General features: G+C 70.8%; 16 protein-coding genes. 8 read left to right on the plus strand and 8 right to left on the minus strand.

Features of this window, described 5'->3' with window-relative positions; genetic code table 11:
• Positions 1–152 precede the first annotated feature (152 nt).
• Positions 153–1,019, minus strand: coding sequence for a hypothetical protein (locus H4W80_RS38760; RefSeq protein WP_192789599.1), 867 nt, complete (start codon positions 1,017–1,019; stop codon positions 153–155).
• A 722-nt stretch (positions 1,020–1,741) separates the two neighbouring features.
• On the opposite strand from H4W80_RS38760, the gene H4W80_RS38765 reads away from it, so the two are divergent.
• On the plus strand, positions 1,742–2,383 hold the full coding sequence (locus H4W80_RS38765) for a cytochrome P450 (RefSeq protein ID WP_192789600.1): 642 nt from the start codon (positions 1,742–1,744) through the stop codon (positions 2,381–2,383).
• On the opposite strand, the gene H4W80_RS38770 is transcribed toward H4W80_RS38765, so the two are convergent.
• A complete protein-coding gene (locus H4W80_RS38770; RefSeq protein ID WP_192789601.1) occupies positions 2,375–2,971 on the minus strand; it encodes a hypothetical protein in 597 nt (198 codons plus the stop codon). The genes H4W80_RS38765 and H4W80_RS38770 overlap by 9 nt on opposite strands.
• A 107-nt stretch (positions 2,972–3,078) precedes the next feature.
• Here H4W80_RS38770 and H4W80_RS38775 point away from each other — a divergent pair, with 107 nt between their 5' ends.
• From H4W80_RS38775 to H4W80_RS38785, 3 genes are read left to right on the plus strand one after another with little or no spacing between them, the layout of a single operon-like run.
• Positions 3,079–3,414, plus strand: a complete 336-nt coding sequence (locus H4W80_RS38775) for an ArsR/SmtB family transcription factor (RefSeq protein WP_192789602.1) — start codon at positions 3,079–3,081, stop codon at positions 3,412–3,414.
• Positions 3,414–3,884, plus strand: coding sequence for an SRPBCC domain-containing protein (locus H4W80_RS38780; RefSeq protein WP_192789603.1), 471 nt, complete (start codon positions 3,414–3,416; stop codon positions 3,882–3,884). The genes H4W80_RS38775 and H4W80_RS38780 overlap by 1 nt, the downstream gene beginning before the upstream one ends.
• Positions 3,881–4,510: a dihydrofolate reductase family protein gene (locus tag H4W80_RS38785; protein WP_192789604.1), complete on the plus strand. Its 630-nt coding sequence runs from the start codon at positions 3,881–3,883 to the stop codon at positions 4,508–4,510. Before H4W80_RS38780 ends, H4W80_RS38785 begins: the two co-directional genes overlap by 4 nt.
• A gap of 13 nt (positions 4,511–4,523) precedes the next feature.
• Here H4W80_RS38785 and helR read toward each other — a convergent pair whose 3' ends face one another.
• Positions 4,524–6,680 carry an RNA polymerase recycling motor ATPase HelR gene (helR, locus tag H4W80_RS38790; RefSeq protein ID WP_192789605.1) on the minus strand — a complete coding sequence of 719 codons (2,157 nt, stop codon included), beginning with the start codon at positions 6,678–6,680 and terminating at the stop codon, positions 4,524–4,526.
• Between the two features lie 46 nt (positions 6,681–6,726).
• The gene (locus H4W80_RS38795) at positions 6,727–7,962 is read right to left on the minus strand and encodes a glycosyltransferase (RefSeq protein ID WP_192789606.1); all 1,236 of its coding nucleotides are present in this window, start codon (positions 7,960–7,962) and stop codon (positions 6,727–6,729) included.
• A gap of 225 nt (positions 7,963–8,187) precedes the next feature.
• Here H4W80_RS38795 and H4W80_RS38800 point away from each other — a divergent pair, with 225 nt between their 5' ends.
• The 3 genes from H4W80_RS38800 to H4W80_RS38810 are packed head-to-tail and all read left to right on the plus strand — an operon-like array spanning position 8,188 to position 10,483.
• Positions 8,188–8,607 carry a TOBE domain-containing protein gene (locus tag H4W80_RS38800; protein ID WP_192789607.1) on the plus strand — a complete coding sequence of 140 codons (420 nt, stop codon included), beginning with the start codon at positions 8,188–8,190 and terminating at the stop codon, positions 8,605–8,607.
• On the plus strand, positions 8,604–9,455 hold the full coding sequence (locus H4W80_RS38805) for an ABC transporter permease (RefSeq protein WP_192789608.1): 852 nt from the start codon (positions 8,604–8,606) through the stop codon (positions 9,453–9,455). Before H4W80_RS38800 ends, H4W80_RS38805 begins: the two co-directional genes overlap by 4 nt.
• The gene (locus H4W80_RS38810; protein WP_192789609.1) at positions 9,452–10,483 is read left to right on the plus strand and encodes an ABC transporter ATP-binding protein; all 1,032 of its coding nucleotides are present in this window, start codon (positions 9,452–9,454) and stop codon (positions 10,481–10,483) included. Before H4W80_RS38805 ends, H4W80_RS38810 begins: the two co-directional genes overlap by 4 nt.
• A gap of 65 nt (positions 10,484–10,548) precedes the next feature.
• On the opposite strand, the gene H4W80_RS38815 is transcribed toward H4W80_RS38810, so the two are convergent.
• From H4W80_RS38815 to H4W80_RS38830, 4 genes are all read right to left on the minus strand, one after another.
• Positions 10,549–14,649 (minus strand): bifunctional nitrate reductase/sulfite reductase flavoprotein subunit alpha, encoded by a 4,101-nt coding sequence (locus tag H4W80_RS38815; RefSeq protein ID WP_192789610.1) that lies wholly within the window; start codon positions 14,647–14,649, stop codon positions 10,549–10,551.
• 178 nt (positions 14,650–14,827) lie between these two features.
• A complete protein-coding gene (locus tag H4W80_RS38820) occupies positions 14,828–15,886 on the minus strand; it encodes a threonine aldolase family protein (RefSeq protein ID WP_192789611.1) in 1,059 nt (352 codons plus the stop codon).
• A gap of 50 nt (positions 15,887–15,936) precedes the next feature.
• The gene (locus H4W80_RS38825) at positions 15,937–16,224 is read right to left on the minus strand and encodes a DUF1905 domain-containing protein (protein ID WP_192789612.1); all 288 of its coding nucleotides are present in this window, start codon (positions 16,222–16,224) and stop codon (positions 15,937–15,939) included.
• 19 nt (positions 16,225–16,243) lie between these two features.
• Entirely contained in the window at positions 16,244–16,912 is a 669-nt protein-coding gene (locus tag H4W80_RS38830; protein ID WP_318787259.1) for a rhomboid family intramembrane serine protease, read from the minus strand.
• 77 nt (positions 16,913–16,989) lie between these two features.
• Here H4W80_RS38830 and H4W80_RS38835 point away from each other — a divergent pair, with 77 nt between their 5' ends.
• Positions 16,990–17,370, plus strand: coding sequence for a hypothetical protein (locus tag H4W80_RS38835; RefSeq protein ID WP_192789614.1), 381 nt, complete (start codon positions 16,990–16,992; stop codon positions 17,368–17,370).
• Positions 17,371–17,398: the final 28 nt, after the last annotated feature.

The raw sequence follows: 17,398 nt of genomic DNA on the forward strand, positions 1-17,398 counted from the left end.
GGCATTTGTCATCCGCCTTTTCGGGCGGCCGAGAGCGATTTCGACTCAATCGCCGATCGCGGTGCCAGGGGATGCCCCCGGCCGCGGGGGAGGGCGTCGTCGCCGACCTCGTCCCCGGGCCTTCTCACCTCAGTTCGTACTGTGCGTCAGGACTACCACTCGTGGTGGTGGTCGAACTTCCGGTCGTGGTCGAACTTCCGGTCGTGGTCAAACTTCTTCTCACGGTCGAACTTCTTCTCGCGCTCGAACTTCTTCTCGTGCTCGTTCTCGTCGCGCTCGAACTTCTTGTCACGCTCGGACTCTTCGTGCTCGAACTTCTTGTCGCGCTCGTCCTCGTCGTGCTTGAACTTCTTCTCCTGCTCGAACTTGTCGCGGTCGAACTTCTTCTCCCGGTCCGACTTCTTGTCGTGGTCGAACTTCAGGTGGTCGATCTTGACGTGGTCGAACTTGAAGCGGTCGAACTTCTTGTCCCGGTCGAACTTCTTCTCGCGGTCGGCCTTGTCGCGGTCGAACTTCTCGTCACGCTCGGACTCTTCGTGCTCGAACTTCTTGTCGCGCTCGTCCTCGTCGTGCTCGAACTTCTTCTCGCGCTCGAACCTGTCGCGGTCGAACTTGTTCTCGCGCTCGAACTTCTTGTCGCGCTCGAACTTCTTCTCGTGCTCGTTCTCGTCGTGGTCGAACTTGTTGTCGTGGTCGAACTCGTCGTGGTCGAACTTCTTCTCGTCCTCGAACTCGTCGTGGTCGAACTTCTCGTCGTGGTCGAACTTGTCGTGGTCGAACTTCTTGCGGTGCTCGAACTTCTCTTCGTGCTCGGACTTCTCGTCACGACCCCACCAGAGGACATCGCACACGCCCCACTCGCTGGCGCAGCCCGCGGCCGGCTTCTGCGTGGGGACGAACCCGGCTCTGGCGCCCGCGCTCGCGCTCGCCGCTACCTGGCTGAGCGGAACGAACATGAGGCCGGTGGCGGCAGCGGCCAGAGCCAGCTTCGCGATACGCCTGTTGCGCGATGTCGGCATTTGCCGAATTTCAGTATTCACGTGCTCTCGTTTCCATTCATGGATAAATCGACGCGAAATCCGACGCCCACATCTCGGTAGGCATTCAGACAGAAGCGTACATACCCGCAAGGATTATCTCATTCACCTCAATGAACTCCAATAACCCGTCAAATTCAATACCTTTAAAGAGGGGATCGTCGAGCGAATATTTTGGCGTTTCTTTGCGTGTGGTGAGACATGCCATGACGCCGGTCCCGGCTAATTAACTTTCGCCGACGCCCGGGCCGCCGGTCGTCCCGCGTAACCGCGCGCGTATCTGCGAGCCGGCGATTACGCGGCCGTTTGAGACCGGGGTGAGGGGGCGCCGACTTCGGGCACCGGCACCCGCCGGGTGGCCCGACGCCGCCGGTCAAGCCGTGAGACTGCCGAAGTGGGCACGGCCGGCATGGGGAATGCTGGCATTTCGTGCAAATTGTCCGGTTCGCCGGGCTGGGCGTCGTACGCGGCCTGTATGTCGTTCAGGCAAAGCCCGGTCAGTGCCTGAATCCGGGCGCATCCGCGGTGCGGAGAATGCGAGCGTCAGTGGCCCGCCGTCCCGGGGATGGCGCTCAGAGGGTGACAGGCCGTCGAGGACGAGCGCGAGGTAGCGCCGCCAGCCGTCGCCGTCCGGGTCCATCTCTCTGCTGCTCGGCGTCCCGTACTCCGACCACGGCTTCTTCCAGGAGATCACCGGTGTCCTGATGAGCCGCCTCATCCAGGAGTACCTCCCGACCGGGGAGCTGACCCGCGAGACCATCGTGATGAACAGCTTCATCCTGCTCAGCGCCGGCCACGAGACCACCGCCGACATGATCGGCCTCGGCACGCTGGCCCTGCTGGAGAACCCCGCGCTCCTGGCCCGGATCCGTGACGCCGACGACCCCAAGGTGGTGTCGGGCGCGGTCGAAGAGCTGCTGCGATACCTGACGATCGTGCACAGTCTCGTCGCCCGGGTGGCCAAGGAGGACATCGAGGTCGGCGGCACGCTCGTCAGGGCGGGCGAAGGGCTGATCATGAACCTCCCCGCCGCCAACCGCGACCCGGCCTTCCTCGACAACCCCGACATCCTCGACATCGAGCGCAACTCCCGAGGCCACATGGCCTTCGGCTACGGCGTGCACCAGTGCCTCGGCCAGACCCTCGCCCGCGCCGAACTCGAGATCGTGCTGCTCACCCTGCTGCGCCGCCTGCCCACCCTGCGGCCGGCCGTGCCGCTGGAGGAGATCCGGTTCCGGGGTGACATGAGCATCTACGGCGTCCACGAGCTGCCCGTCACCTGGGAGCAGCCCGGGAAGCCGCCGTCCGTACGCGAGGTCGGCGCCGCGCAGGCCGCATCAGGTTGAGGGGGCGAGGCGATCCCAGACCAGGCGTTGCCGTTCCGCCGGCAGCTCCTGGCCCCTCATGGCCCGCCGCAACAGCTCGACATCGCACCCGTGCGCGCTCATGTGGTCGAGGAGGGGCTCGTAACGGTCGGCCCGGTCCCGTACGAGTTCCGTCGCCAGCCGTAGTTCCAGCCGGACCGCAGGAACCTGGTGCGAGCCACATGCGATCCACACGTAGTGCTGCCATGGGCCGCGACCGACGCATTCCAAGGCGTCGGAGTCGGCCTGCCTCTCGACGGTGCTCAGCTCCACCTTGACCCCGTGCACCTCGTACCTGGCGAAGTACTGCGAGGACGCCGGGATCCACGAGGCGGCATAGAGGCAGGGGAACGAGGCGAGCGCGGCACCGAACGCGTCCACCTCCTCCCGCCGCGCCACCAGGAGGTCGATGTCCCCGACAGGAAGCCGAACCCCCTGGAGGAGAGCTGCGCTCGTGCCCCCAAGGCGGTAAGTGATGTCGGCACCCGCGGCTCGCAGGGCGGTGAGCACCGTGTCCAGCGCAGCGGTGATGTCCGCCGCTCGGAGAAATGTTCCACCGTTGTCGTCCATGGCGAGCAGCCTAGGAGCGCGCGGACGCGCGATGTCAGTCCTCCGGAGCGGCATGCTCGATACTTAGCCCTTGCGCTAACTATTGCGGGACGGCCATACTTAGCCGCATGGCACAGTATTCGGCGCAGCTCGACGGGGTGTTCGTCGCCCTCGCCGACCCCACCCGGCGCGCCGTCGTCCGGCGCCTCGGCCACGGGCCCACGAGCGTCGGTGACCTCGCCCGCGAGTTCCCGATGACCCTCCCCTCGTTCATGAAGCATGTGCGCACGCTCGAGTCGAACGGGCTCATCCGCACGGTCAAGTCCGGCCGGGTGCGCACCTGCGTGCTCAACCGCGAGCGGCTCGCCCTGGTCGACGATTGGCTCGCCGAGCAGCGCCGGATCTGGGAGGCGCGCACCGACCGCCTCGAACAGTTCGTCACCGACCCCGAGGAGAACCAGTAGTGAACCCCGATCTCGACCTCGCTCTGGAGCGGATCATCCGCGCCCCGCGCGCGACCGTGTGGAGGGCCTGGACGGACCCGTCCCGGCTTGAGCGGTGGTGGGTCCCGGCTCCGTCCCGCTGCCGGGTGGACCGCCTGGACCTGCGGCCCGGCGGGGCGTTCGTGGCGCGGCTGAGCGACGGCGGGGCCGAGTTCGTCCCGCACCTGGACGCGTGCTTCCTCGCCGTGGACGAGCTTGAGCGGATCGTGTTCACCAACGCGATCGACAGCGCGTGGCGGCCCGCGAGCCCCGCCCCGGTCGCGATGACCGCCACGATCACGCTGAACGACCACCCGGACGGCACGGACTACCGGATCGTCGTCCGGCACGGCGACCCCGAGGCCCGCGCCCATCACGAGAAGCTCGGCTTCGCCGAGGGCTGGGGGACGGTCACCGCCCAGCTGGCCGCGCTCACCGAGGGCGGGCAATGAAGATCACTCTCACAGAGTTCCTCACCCTCGACGGGGTCAGCCAGGGACCCGGCTCGCCGGAGGAGGACACCAGCGACGGATTCACCCGCGGCGGCTGGCTCGTCCCTCACATGGACGGGACGTTCGTCCAGCGCGTCTCCGGCTGGCTCGACCTCGCCGACGGCCTGCTGCTCGGACGGCGGACCTACGAGGCGTTCGCCCGCGACTGGCCGGAGATCACCGACCCGGCCGACCCGTTCACCGAGCGGATGAACACCCTGCCGAAGTACGTCGTGACGAACACCCTCACCGAAGGGACCTGGAACCCCACGACCGTCCTCAAGGGCGACCCGGTCCAGGCGGTCACCGAACTCAAGGCACGGCCGGGCCGCGAACTCCAGATCCACGGCAGCGCCCGCCTCGGCGACTCACTGCTGGCGGCCGGCCTGATCGACACGCTCCGCCTCGTGCTCGCCCCCGCCGTCCTCCGGACCGGCCGACGGCTGCTGACCGGCGCGGGCGCCCCGTCCGATCTCCGCCTGCTCCACCACGAGGCCACGCCGAACGGCATGCTGCTCCTGGAGTACGAGGTGACCGGCCGGGCAGCACGCCGAGGCGCGTACGAAGGCGTCACCGCCTTCACCTGAGCGGCAACCTGGCTCAGGAGCTCGTGAGGATGACCAGTTGCTGAGTCGCCCGGGTCATCGCCACATAACGGTCGACCGCCCCCTCGATGCCCTCGCCGAACGCCTCCGGGTCGATGAGCACGACGAGGTCGAACTCGAGCCCCTTCGACAGCTCCGGTGTCAGCGACCGGACGCGGGACGTCCCCTGGAACGCGGGGTCGCCGATCACGCAGGCGATCCCGTCGGCGTGCGCGGCGAGCCAGGTGTCGAGGATCGAGTCCAGCTCCGCGACGGACCCGTGTACGACGGGGACGTCGGTGCTGCGGATGGAGGTCGGCACGTTGGCGTCCGGGAGAGCGGCCCGGATGACCGGCTCGGCCTCCGTCATGATCGCTTCCGGTGTGCGGTAGTTGATGCTCAGGGACGCCAGCTTGATCCGGTCGAGCCCGACCCGCTCCAGCCGTTCCTGCCACGACTCCGTGAACCCGTGCCTGGCCTGGGCCCGGTCCCCGACGATGGTGAAGCTCCGGGACGGGCACCGCAGCAGCAGCATCTGCCACTCCGCGTCGGTCAGCTCCTGGGCCTCGTCCACGACGATGTGGGCGAACGGGCCGGCGAGCTGGTCGGGTTCGGCGCCGGGCGATGCGGTCTCGTCGACCAGGGCGTCCCGCAGGTCCTGGCCGCGCAGCATCGTCACCGCGCCCTCACCGTCGTCATCGGCTTCGAGCAGGTCGTCGACGACCCGGGCCATGCGCTCGCGTTCGGCGGCGACGGAGGCTTCCTGCCGCCGCTTGAGCCGCGCCGCCTCCGGATCGCCGAGCCGCTGCCGCGCCGCGTCCAGGAGCGGCAGGTCGGACACCGTCCAGGCCTGGGCGTCCGCGCGCTGCAACCGCCGGATCTCGTCGGCGCTGAGCCAGGGGGCGCACATCCGCAGGTAGGCGGGCACCGACCACAGGTCTCCGACGAGGTCGGCCGCTTCGATCAGCGGCCAGGCGCGGTTGAAGGTCGTGAGCAGCTCCCTGTTCCGCAGCAGCGACTTGCGGAGCAGGTCAGCCGAGATGTCCTCCTCGGCGTCGTGCTTGTCCGCCAGGATCGTGAGCAGTTCCTGCCAGATCTGGTCGCGCGCCTCGTTGTGCGGGGTGCCGGGCTCGGCCGCCTCGAACGCCTCGGCCCAGTCCTCGGGGCCCAGCCAGATGTCGGACCAGGGGGTTGTGACCGTCATGCCCTTGGCGGGCGGGTTCTCGTAGAACCTGACGGCCGGCTCGATCGCCTTGACCAGGTTCGCGGACGACTTCAGGCGGGCCACGTCCGGGTCGGTCTCGAGCGCCGCCGTGGCCCCCTCGGCGACGAGGTCCCGCAGGGTGCAGGTCTGCACGCCCTCCTCGCCGAGGCTGGGGAGGACGTCGGCGACGTAGGCCAGGTACGGCTGGTGCGGACCGACGAACAGCACGCCGCCCCGGCGGTGACCGAGGCGAGGGTCGGAGTAGAGGAGGTACGCGGAGCGGTGCAGGGCGACGACGGTCTTGCCCGTGCCCGGACCGCCGTCGACGACGAGGGCGCCGCCGGATCCCGCGCGGATGATGGCGTCCTGGTCGGCCTGGATGGTGCCGAGCACGTCCCGCATCCGCGGCGACCGGCTGCCGCCCAGGCTGGCGATGAAGGCGGACTGGTCGTCGAGCGCGGCTTGGTGCCCGTCGAACCCGTCCGAGGTGAACACCTCGTCCCAGTAGTCGCTGATCCGGCCGCGGGTCCAGCGGTACCTGCGGCGGCTCGCCAGCCCCATCGGGTTGCCGTGGGTGGCTCCGAAGAACGGCTCGGCCGCGGGGGAACGCCAGTCGAGCAGCAGCCGGCGGCCCTCGCTGTCCGTGAGGCCGAGCCGTCCGATGTAGACCGGCTCGGGGTCGTCCGCGCTGACCATGTGCCCGAGGCACAGGTCCAGACCGAAGCGACGCAGCGCGCGCAGGCGAGCGGACAGCCGGTGGATCTCCAGGTCCCGGTCCAGCGCCGCCCGCCCCTTTCCGCCGGGCGCCCTGCGCTCGGCGTCGAGGCGGCCGGACAGCTCCGAGATCGACTGCTCAAGGCTCTCCGCGATGGCCGCGAAGTGCCGCTCGTCGCCGGCGATCAGCGCCGGGTCGGCCTTGGGGGCGAGATGCTCGGGCAGGTCGAACACGCCGGTGGTCAGGGGATTCAAGTCATCAGCTCCGATGTGAGGTCGCTTGCGAAGGTCGGCGGGTGATTCACACGGACGAGGACGGCCTTTCCCGGCTGACCACGTCGAGCAGCAGCCTCGCGGCCACCTCTGCCCCGTCGGTGCGGATCGTGCCGGCCACGTCGGCCGCCCGTACGCGGGTCTCGGGGGCCAGAGCCGTTTTGAGCGCGGCCGACAGGGACCCGGCGGTCGGAGCCGGACCGTCGTGCGCCGCGCCGATGCCCAGGTCGGCCACCCGACCGCCCCAGTACGGCTGGTCCGCCGCCTGGGGCACCACCACCTGGGGCGCGCCGGCCCGTGCGGCCGTCGTCGTGGTGCCCGCGCCGCCGTGGTGGACGACCGCGGCCACCCGGCCGAACAGCGCCTGCTGGTTGACCTCGCCGACGACGAAACAGTCGTCCCGGTCGTCGATCAGAGCCAGGTCGGCCCAGCCGCTCTTGATGATCGTGCGACGGCCCTGCGCCCGGACCGCCTCGATGGCCACCCGGGCGGCGTCCTGGGAAGCGTGCATGGGCATGCTGCCGAAGCCCACGTACACCGGTGGTTCGCCGGCCTCCAGGAACGCCACCAGCTCGGCCGGGAGCGGGCGATTGTCCGGCAGGATCCACGCGCCGGTCTGTACGACGTCGAGCTCCGGCCCGTCCTGCCACGGGTCCAGGGCCGGGTCCGTCGCCAGCCACGGCTGGTCGCCGATGACGTAGTCGCGGACGTTGTCCACCGGCGGCAGGCCGATCGACGCCCGGTTGGTGTTGAGCGCCGCGCCGAACAGCGCGTCGATGCTCTGGGCGTCCAGGTCCCACAGCACCCGGTTGTCGGTCACCTCCGGCGGGAACGGCCGGCCCGGATAGGCCAGCGGCCGGCGGTGCGGCGACGGCAGGGTGAGCTGCTGGAAGGTCACGGACACGGAGCGGATGCCCAGCTTCTCGGCCACCGACCGCGCACCGGCGGCGGCCGGCATCATGCCGGTCGCCACCAGCACGTCACATCCCTCGGCCGCCGCGGTGACCGCCTCGAACTGGCCCGCGATCAACTCGGCCGCGCGCTGGGGCAGGGACGACGGCGCCGGCGCCGCGGTCGTCAGCGCACGCGCCGACGGTCCGACCGGCACCAGCTCCACGCCGACCCCGGCCAACCGCTGCGCGAACTCCTCGTCCGGCGGCGCGCACACCCGCACCTCAGCGCCGAGCTCCCGCAACCGCACCGCGAGTGCCGCCATCGGTTCGACGTCCCCGCGCGATCCGTACGTCGACAACACCACACGCACTTCGCGTCCCCCATTTCCGCAGGTTCTGGCCTCGGCGGATGATTCTGCGGCATGACCCGGGTCTTGTGGCAAGCCCCCCGGTGCGCTATACGTTGAGAGTGGAAAGGCGCGGGCACTCCCCTTTCCCTTCTTCTCATCGCTCGATGCTCCCCTGACAGCTCAGCCGGTGGATGCCAGGGCTGAACCGTACTTCGGCTCGAATCTGCGAAGGTATGGTGAGGGCCTATGACGACGTTCCGGATCAGCGAGGCCGCGGCGCTGCTCGGGGTCAGCGCCGACACCGTCCGCCGGTGGGTGGACGCGGGGCGGCTGCCGGCCGAGCGGGACGAGCACGGTCATCGGCAGGTGAACGGCACCGACCTGGCCGCCTTCGCCCGGGCCCAGGTCGAGGAGATCGAGAGCGGCAGCCGTTCGTCGGCGCGTAACCGCTTCCGGGGGATCGTGACCGAGGTGATCCGGGACGCGGTGATGGCGCAGGTGGAGATCGCCGCCGGGCCGTTCCGCGTGGTGTCGCTGATGAGCCGCCAGGCCGCCGACGAGCTCGGCCTGGAGGCCGGGGTGGTGGCGGTCGCCGTGATCAAGTCCACCAACGTCGTCGTCGAGATCCCCGGTCACGAGCGCGTGGCCGGCAGCCCATCCGCATGACCGATCCCGGGCGCGCCGACCGGGCGGACCTGAAAGTCGGGTCCGCCGGTCGTCCGGCTCGTCAGGCTTCCGGGCGGCTGCCGTGGATGCTGGTCGTGCCCGCGCTGGTGGGCCTGGCCTTCCTGGTGCTGCCGCTGGCCGGGCTGCTGGTCCGCGCGCCCTGGTCCACGCTGCTGGAGCGGCTGGCCGAGCCGCAGGTGCTGGAGGCGTTGCGGCTGTCGCTGGTGTGCGCGACCATCGCGACGGCCCTGTGCCTGGTGTTCGGGGTGCCGCTGGCGTGGCTGCTGGCGAGGGTGGACTTCCCGGGCCGGCGGGTGGTGCGGGCGCTGGTGACCGTGCCGCTGGTGCTGCCGCCGGTGGTGGGCGGTGTGGCGCTGCTGCTGGTGCTGGGGCGGCGCGGGCTGGTCGGGCAGTGGCTGGAGTCGTCGCTGGGGATCACGCTGCCGTTCACCACGGCGGGGGTGGTCGTCGCGGAGGCGTTCGTGGCGATGCCGTTCCTGGTGATCAGCGTGGAGGGGGCGCTGCGCGGCGCCGACCGGCGCTTCGAGGAGGCGGCGGCCACGCTGGGGGCCTCGCGGTGGACGGTGTTCCGGCGGGTTACGCTGCCGCTGATCGCGCCGGGCGTGGTGGCCGGGGCGGTGTTGTGCTGGGCGCGGGCGCTGGGGGAGTTCGGCGCGACGATCACGTTCGCGGGGAACTTCCCGGGCACCACCCGTACGATGCCGCTGGCCGTCTACCTGGCCCTGGAGACCGAGCCGGAGGCGGCGATCGTGCTCAGCCTCGTCCTGCTGGCGGTCTCCGTGATCATCCTGGCCAGCCTGCGCGATCGGTGGGTGAGCAGCCCATGACGCTGCGGGCCCGTCTGGTGGTCAGCCGGTCCGCCTTCACTCTCGACATCGCGTTCGAGGTGGCCGCGGGCGAGGTCGTGGCGCTGCTCGGCCCCAACGGCGCGGGCAAGACCACCGCGCTGCGCGCCCTGGCCGGGCTCACCGCGCTGTCCGGCGGCGAGATCGTCCTGGACGGCCGCGACCTGCACCCGCTGGCCGCCGAGCAGCGCCCGATCGGCATGGTCTTCCAGGACTACCTGCTCTTCCCGCACCTGACGGCGCTCGACAACGTCGCCTTCGGGCCGCGCTGCCAGGGCGTCCCCAAGGCCGAGGCCCGCCGCACGGCCGCCGCCCTGCTGGAGCGGGTCGGCCTGGCCGACCGGGCCGCCGCCAAGCCGCGCCAGCTCTCCGGCGGCCAGGCCCAGCGGGTCGCGCTGGCGCGGGCGCTGGCCGTACGGCCCGGCCTGCTGCTGCTGGACGAGCCGCTGGCCGCGCTGGACGCCCACACCCGGCTGGAGATCCGCTCCCAGCTGCGCCGCCATCTGGCCGACTTCGACGGCGCGACCGTCCTGGTCACCCACGATCCGCTGGATGCGATGGTGCTGGCGGACCGGCTGATCGTCATCGAGAACGGCGCCGTCGTCCAGCAGGGCACCCCGGCCGAGGTCGCCCGCCACCCGCGTACCGACTACGTCGCCCGGCTGGTCGGGCTCAACCTGTATCGCGGGGTGGCCGACGGATCCCGGGTCAAGGCCGGCGAGCTGCTGCTGCACACCTCCGAACGGCTCGACGGGCCCGCGTTCGTCGCCTTCCCGCCCGCCGCCGTGGCCCTCTACCGGACCCGCCCGGACGGGAGCCCGCGCAACCTGTGGCAGGCGCGCATCGAGGGCATCGAACGGCACGGAGACAACGTACGGGTCCACCTCGGCGGCCCCATCACCGCCTTCGCCGACATCACCCCGGCCGCCCTGGCCGACCTCGACCTGACCCCGGGCCTGCAGATCTGGGCCTCGGTCAAGGCCGGCGAGACCCACGCCTACCCGGCATGAACGCCAGCTCCACAAACGGTCGGCGGCGCACACCCTGAGGTCGGTGACCTGGCGCGGCGTCGCTTTCAGTACACGTCGCGCACGTAGCGTTTCGCCGCGGCCAGCTGCTTGACGTACGCGGTGGCGTCGTCGGGAGCCAGGCCGCCGTGGCGGGCCGCGATGTCGCGAAGGGTCTGGTCGACGTCCTTGGCCATCCGGGCGGCGTCGCCGCACACGTACACGTGCGCGCCCTCCTGCAGCCAGCTCCACAGCTGCACGCCGTGCTCGCGCATCCGGTCCTGCACATAGACCTTGGCCCGCTGGTCGCGGGAGAAGGCCAGGTCCAGGCGGGTCAGCAGGCCGTCGTCGTGCAGCGCGGCCAGTTCGTCGCGGTAGTAGAAGTCGGTGGTGCGGCGCTGCTCGCCGAAGAAGAGCCAGTTGCGGCCGTGGTGGCCGAGGGCCCGGCGCTCGTCGAGGAAGCCGAGGAAGGGGGCCACGCCGGTGCCGGGACCGATCATCACCATGGGAGCGCTGGGGTCGGCGGGTGGCCGGAAGTGCTTGGTCGGCTGGACGTGCACCGGAACGGTGGTCTGCTCCGGGCTGTCGGCCAGGTACGCCGAGCAGGCGCCGCCCCGCGTCGTGCCGCGCGGGTTGCGGAAGCGCACCACCGAGACCGTCAGGCTGATCCGGTCGGGGCTGGTGAGCGGGCTGGAGGAGATGGAGTACAGGCGCGGTTGGAGCCGTTTGAGCACGTCGGCCCACTCCTGGGCCGTGGCGCGTACGGGGAGCTCGGCGAGCACGTCCACGGCCTGGCGACCCCACGCCCATTTGTCCAGCTCGCCCTTGTTGCCGGGGCGCAGGAGCCGGGCGAGGTCGCGGTCGCGGGTGCGTTCGGCGACGAACTTCAGCAGGCCAGGGGTGATCCTGGTGATGTCGAGGTGGCGGTGCAGGGCCTCGCGGAGCGGCAGCGTCCCCAGGCCGGGCAGCTCGACGGTGTCGGCGGGGCTGAGGCCGGTGCCGGCCAGCCATTCCATGACCAGGTCCAGGCTGTTGACGGGCAGCACGCCGAGGGCGTCGCCCGCCCGGTAGGTCAGCTCGCCGCCGGTGTCGAAGGTGAACTGGCGAACCTCCTTGGCCGAGCCCGGCAGGCTGAGCAGCCTGTTCGCCGTCAGCGTCGCGGTGAAGGGGGTGGCGCGGGTGCCGGCCGGCGTGGCCGTCTTCGGTTCGCTCCGCCCCGGTCCGGGATCGGCGAGGGTGGACAGGAGCTGGTCAAGCCAGTCCAGGGCGCGTTCGTGCTCGTCCGGCTCGCAGTCCACGCGTGGCGCGAGGCGCAGCGCGCCGAGCTCCTCCAGGCGCTGGTCGAGGCGCCGGCCGTGGCCGCAGAAGTCGTCGTAGCTGGAGTCGCCGAAGGCGAGGACGGCATAGCGCATGCCGTCGAGCCGCGGCGCTCCGGGCTCGGCGAGCGCCTCCCAGAACGCGGCGCCGTTGTCGGGGGCCTCGCCGTCGCCGAACGTGCTGGAGATGATCAGCAGGTCCGCGTCCGGCGCCAGGGCCTGCGGGGCGCAGTCGTCCATGCTGACCAGCCGGGCGCTGCGGCCGGCGCCCGCCAGCCGCTCGGCGCTGGCCGCGGCGAACTCCTCGGCGTTGCCCGTTTGCGAAGCCCACAGGATGACGATCTCGCGCGCCGGGGCCGCCGGGGCCGCCGGTTCGGTGGGCTTGTGCGCCGGGAGGACGATGCGGGAGAAGGCGCCGGCCAGCGCCCCGTTCACCCACAGCGCGTGGTCCGGCGCGAAGGGAGCGTGACCCGGCAGCACCGGTACGTCAGCCCCGTCGAGCGGGGCGCTCGCCAGGCCGGACAGGAATCCGGACAGATAGCGGCGTTCCGACGGGGAGAGCTCCGGCGGGGTCATGTCGGCGAGCCCGAACAGGTCGTGCAGCGCGCCGACGGCGACCGGCGTCCGCACCCCCTCATCGGTGGTGGGAGTCGCCGTGGTGCGGTCCGGGGCGACCTTGACGAGGGAGACGGCGCACACCTTCAGCTCGGGCTGGAAGGAGATGGGATCGACGGCGTCGCTGGTGACGGCGTTGACGCTGAGGTACTCGCCGAAGAGATCGTTCCAGTGGAACGGCGCGAACAGGTTGCCCGGCATCACCCGGTCCGTCACCACCGCCGGCAACACGGCCCGCCCGCGCCGGGAGGAGACCGCCACGAGGTCGCCCTCGCCGATGCCGTGCTCGGCGGCGTCGGCCGGGTTGATCTCCACGAACGGGCCGGGGTTGAGCCTGTTCAGCTTCGCGATCTTGGCCGTCTTGGTGAGCGTGTGCCACTGGTGCTGCACCCGGCCGGTGTTGAGCACGTACGGGAAGGTGTCGTCGGGCAGCTCGGCGGCGGGCAGGTGCGGACGCGGGAAGAAGACGGCGCGGCCGTCGGGGGTGGCGAAGGCCAGCCGCGGGCCGCTGCCGTCCTCGCGCGTGAGCGTCGCCTGGCTGCGGCCGTCGTTGAGGTAGCGGACCGGGTTGCGCTCGCCGGAGCCGGGCGGGGCGGGCCACTGCACGGGGGTCTCGCGCAGCCGGTCGTACGTCACGCCGCGCAGGTCGTACCCGGTCGCCGGGTTCCAGGCCCGCTTGATCTCCTCGAACACCTCCTCCGCGCTCGCATAGGAGAAGCCGTCCTCGAACCCCATCTCGCACGCGACCCGGGCGATGATCATCCAGTCGGGCAGCGCCTCGCCGGCCGGCTCGACGGCCTGCCGGAGCAGGGTGAGGTTGCGCTCGGAGTTGATCATCACGCCTTCGGTCTCGGCCCACAGGGCGGCGGGCAGGACCACGTCGGCGTAGGCGTTGGTCTCGGTGGCCGCGAAGACGTCCTGCGTCACCACGAACTCGGCGGCCTCCAGGCCCGCGATCACGGTCCTGCGGTTGGCGACGCTGGCCACGGGGTTGGTGCAGATGATCCAGCACGCCTTGATCTCGCCCTCGGCCATCCGGGAGAACATCTCGATCGTGCCCTGCCCGACGTCGGTGCGCAGCGTGCCGGGCGCGATGCCCCACAGGTCCTCGACGAACCGGCGGTCCTGCTCCACCAGCACCGAGCGCTGGCCGGGCAGGCCGGGGCCCATGTAGCCCATCTCGCGGCCGCCCATCGCGTTCGGCTGGCCGGTCAGCGAGAACGGGCCGCTGCCCGGGCGGCAGATCGCGCCCGTGGCCAGGTGCAGGTTGCACAGCGCGTTGGTGTTCCAGGTGCCGTGGGTGCTCTGGTTGAGCCCCATCGTCCAGCAGCTCATCCACTCGCCGGCCGCGCCGATCCACTGGGCGGCCTGGCGCAGGTCGGCCTCGGGGATGCCGGTGAGCTCGGCGACCCTGGCGGGCGGGTAGTCGAGCAGGAACTCCGGCATCGCCTCCCAGCCGCGGGTGTGCTCGGCGACGAACTCCTCGTCCACGTGCCCGTTCTCCACCAGCAGGTGCAGCAGCCCGTTGAGCAGGGCCAGGTCCGTGCCGGGCCGGATCTGCAGGAACAGGTCGGCCTTGGCGGCGGTGGCGGTGCGCCGCGGGTCCACCACGATCAGCTTGGCGCCGGCCTTGACCCGGTCCATCATGCGCAGGAACAGGATGGGGTGGCAGTCGGCCATGTTCGCGCCGATGACGAAGAACACCTCGGCGCGCTCGAAGTCCTCGTACGAGCCGGGCGGGCCGTCCGAGCCCAGCGACAGCTTGTAGCCGCTGCCCGCGCTGGCCATGCACAGCCGCGAGTTCGACTCGATCTGGTTGGTGCCGACGAACCCCTTGGCCAGCTTGTTGGCCAGGTACTGGGCCTCCAGCGTCAGCTGCCCGGAGACGTAGAACGACAGGGCGTCGGGCCCGTGCTCGTCCAGGATCGCGCGCAGCCGCCGGGCGGTCGCCGTGATCGCCGCGTCGACGCCGCTCTCCTCTGGCTGCACGCCCCTGGCGGGCCGGACGAGCGCGCGCTCCAGCCGGCCCGGGGCGGCGAGCATGTCAGCGCTCGTGGCGCCCTTGGTGCAGAGGCGGCCGGCGTTGGCGGGATGGCTCTTGTCGCCGGCGACCTTGACCACCCGGCGCCGCCCGTCCTCGCCCTGGGCCACGTCCAGGACGATCCCGCACCCTACGCCGCAGTAGGAGCAGACGGTCTTCACGCGCGTGATGGCGTTGCTCGGGTCTGTCGCCGTCATCGGCCCTTCCCCTTCGACAGGGCCTGAACGACGTTCCCATCAGCGGGCGCGTCGCAGCCGCACCGGGCAGTCCAACGCGCAAAACGTAAGAAACAGGCGTTACGCGGATGTCACAACGACCGACCGCCGCCGGTTACATCCGGTTCACCGCCGATCCCCGCCCGCCACACGCCCAGGGTCACGCGGTGGCGCGGGCGAGCACCTCGTGGATGAGGGCGACCACCTCGCCGGGGGCGAACTCCATGGCGTTGTCGCCGACGCTGATCTCGAAGCTGCACCGGCCCGGGTCGGTCGCGGAGCGGACCCGCCCCCAGAGCTGGACGCCGTGTTCGGCGAGGATCTCCTCGCCGGCCCGCTCGACCGCGCGCCGGGGAGCCGGCAGGTGGATGTGGAACAGCGGCGTCTGCGGGGGATCGGGGTAGGCGCGGGCGGCGCCGTCGGCGTTGACGGCCGCCGCGATGGCGACGGCGTGCTCGCGGTAGGCGGGCATGCGTGCGGCCAGGGTGTCGAGGCCGACGAGGGCGGCCAGGGCGAGCGGCCAGGCGTCGCGGATGCCGCCGCCGAGTCGCTGGCGCCACACCCGGGCGGCGTCCACCGTGGCGGTGTCGGCGGCGAGCACGGCGCCCCGTACGCCTTGCAGGCTCTTGTAGAGCGAGACGTAGACCGTGTCGAACAGGGCGGCGATCTCGTCGAACGGCCGGCGATAGTACGTCTGGGCCTCCCACAACCGGGCGCCGTCCAGGTGCGCGGCGGCGCCGGTGGCCCGTACGAGGGCGACCTGCTCGCCCAGGTCCTGCCATTCCGGAAGCAGGCCGCCGAGGTCGCGCTGCGGCAACTCCCAGACGACCGCCGCGAGCGGCTCGCCGATGGCCCGGAGATCGTCGGTGGTCATCAGCTCGTGCAGGTCGCCGGTGCGGCGCATCCGCAGGCCGTGGACGGCGTTGTAGCCCTGCTCCTCCCAGACGTCGAGATGCGACTGCGGGTGCACGGCGAAGGTCCGGCGCCCGCGCCGGTCGGCGTGCAGGCGCAGGGCGACCTGCTGGGCCATCGTCCCGCTGGGGAAGAACAGCGCGCTTTCCTTGCCGAGGAGCTCGGACAGCCGCCGCTCCAGCACGGCCACGGGGCCGTCAGGACCGTCCGGCGGGGTGTCGTCGTCCACGAGCGCCAGCATCTGCTCCAGCATCACTCGCGGAGTACGCCGGATCGGCGCGTGCAGGAACAACGACCGTCGGATCATATGCACACTCCTAGCTATTGCAATTGGTTCGCAATAGTAGCCTCGGTGTGTCAGACGTCAACGGTCAGGCGAACGGTCACCACGTCCCCCACGTCGAGCCCCTCGGCCTTGCGCACCCCCGCCTTCACCGGCACGATGTAGCGCCCGTCCTTCGGGAACAGCGACGTCTTCCACCGGGTCTCCCGTATCTGGGCCGTGACCGGGATCATGCCCCAGCCATAGCTCACCGCGGCGGCGGTCGTCTCCAGATCGCGGCACTCCTCGTCCGGGACGGTGACGAAGTGCCAGGGCGCAGGCCCCCTCCAGAACCACATCTCACTGCTGAACTCGACGTTCATCGGCTCAGGATAGGAGCTGTCACAGCCCGAGATCGTCCAGTTCCTTCAGCAGCGCGCTCCGAGGGCTCTGCTGAGGTGGGGGCGAGGACGACGGCGTACGCCGGGACCGGGCGCGTTCGCGCAATATCCAGCCACCCGCCACGCCGCCGAGGAAGCCGAACAGGTGAGCCTGCCAGCCGATCCCCTCCTGGGGCAGCAGGCCGGCGAACTGGTAGGCGAAGCACAGGGCCATGACCACGCCCACCACGATGTCGATGAGATGCCGGTCGAACGCGCCGCGCACCAGGATGTAGCCGAAGTAGCCGAAGACGACGCCGCTCGCGCCCGCCCCGGTGGCCTCGGGGCTGGCGGTGAACCAGGCGCCGAGACCGCTGACCAGGATGATGAGCCCGGTCACGCTGAGGAACTTGCGCACGCCCCGATAGGCGGACAGGAAGCCGAAGATGAACAGCGGCCCCGAGTTCGCCTCGATGTGCGCCCAGCTCCAGTGCAAAAACGGCGCCGAGACGATGTCGGGCAGGCTGCCGGGGTTCCACGCCTGGATCCCGTACTCGTAGCTCAGCGTGTAGCCCGACGCCCAGTTGGCGATCTGGATCGTCCAGATGACGGCCAGCGCCCCGACCATCACCCATAACGCCTTGCGCGCCTCAGCGATCATGATCTCGGCCGTCTGGCCCTTGGCTTCCACTTGATCCCTCCTGAGGGCCCGCGCCTTTTTCCGGGAATCAGTATCGGGGTCATCGGTCATTTCCCCAAGGAGCGCTGATGTACGTACGGTTCCAGAGCCCCACGCCGAACGCGAGAGGGACGTATCCCGGCGTGTTCGGCCTCGTCAACAACCTGGCCGCGCAAGGGCTGCTGTCCCCCGGAGAGGAGGTGTTCAGGCGCGGCAACAACGACTGGTACGAGGCGAACTTCACCGATCCCGCGAGCGTGGACCCCACCGTCTATGACCGTGAGCTCAACCCGGGAGCCGCGGCCTGGTTCAAGCCGTCGGCTCGTCATCTGATGGAGCGGGTGCCGGGTTACCTCGCGATCCTCGCCGCGCACGGCGTGGAGTGCGTGCGGCTGGAATCGGCCGACCCCGGCAAAGTGATCTACGAAGACGACGATCAGATCGTCGTGGTGCCCCGTCCGGCCGGGTAGCCCCATGATCGGGAACGGTTGACAGCGC

This window comes from Nonomuraea angiospora (assembly GCF_014873145.1).
Taxonomy (GTDB): Bacteria; Actinomycetota; Actinomycetes; order Streptosporangiales; family Streptosporangiaceae; genus Nonomuraea; species Nonomuraea angiospora.

Coding starts and splice junctions, on each gene's coding strand:
- H4W80_RS38760 (WP_192789599.1), bottom strand. CDS start 1,019: ATGCCGACATCGCGCAACAGGCGTATCGCGAAGCTGGCTCTGGCCGCT.
- H4W80_RS38765 (WP_192789600.1), top strand. CDS start 1,742: ATGAGCCGCCTCATCCAGGAGTACCTCCCGACCGGGGAGCTGACCCGC.
- H4W80_RS38770 (WP_192789601.1), bottom strand. CDS start 2,971: ATGGACGACAACGGTGGAACATTTCTCCGAGCGGCGGACATCACCGCT.
- H4W80_RS38775 (WP_192789602.1), top strand. CDS start 3,079: ATGGCACAGTATTCGGCGCAGCTCGACGGGGTGTTCGTCGCCCTCGCC.
- H4W80_RS38785 (WP_192789604.1), top strand. CDS start 3,881: ATGAAGATCACTCTCACAGAGTTCCTCACCCTCGACGGGGTCAGCCAG.
- H4W80_RS38800 (WP_192789607.1), top strand. CDS start 8,188: ATGACGACGTTCCGGATCAGCGAGGCCGCGGCGCTGCTCGGGGTCAGC.
- H4W80_RS38805 (WP_192789608.1), top strand. CDS start 8,604: ATGACCGATCCCGGGCGCGCCGACCGGGCGGACCTGAAAGTCGGGTCC.
- H4W80_RS38810 (WP_192789609.1), top strand. CDS start 9,452: ATGACGCTGCGGGCCCGTCTGGTGGTCAGCCGGTCCGCCTTCACTCTC.
- H4W80_RS38815 (WP_192789610.1), bottom strand. CDS start 14,649: ATGACGGCGACAGACCCGAGCAACGCCATCACGCGCGTGAAGACCGTC.
- H4W80_RS38820 (WP_192789611.1), bottom strand. CDS start 15,886: ATGATCCGACGGTCGTTGTTCCTGCACGCGCCGATCCGGCGTACTCCG.
- H4W80_RS38825 (WP_192789612.1), bottom strand. CDS start 16,224: ATGAACGTCGAGTTCAGCAGTGAGATGTGGTTCTGGAGGGGGCCTGCG.
- H4W80_RS38835 (WP_192789614.1), top strand. CDS start 16,990: ATGTACGTACGGTTCCAGAGCCCCACGCCGAACGCGAGAGGGACGTAT.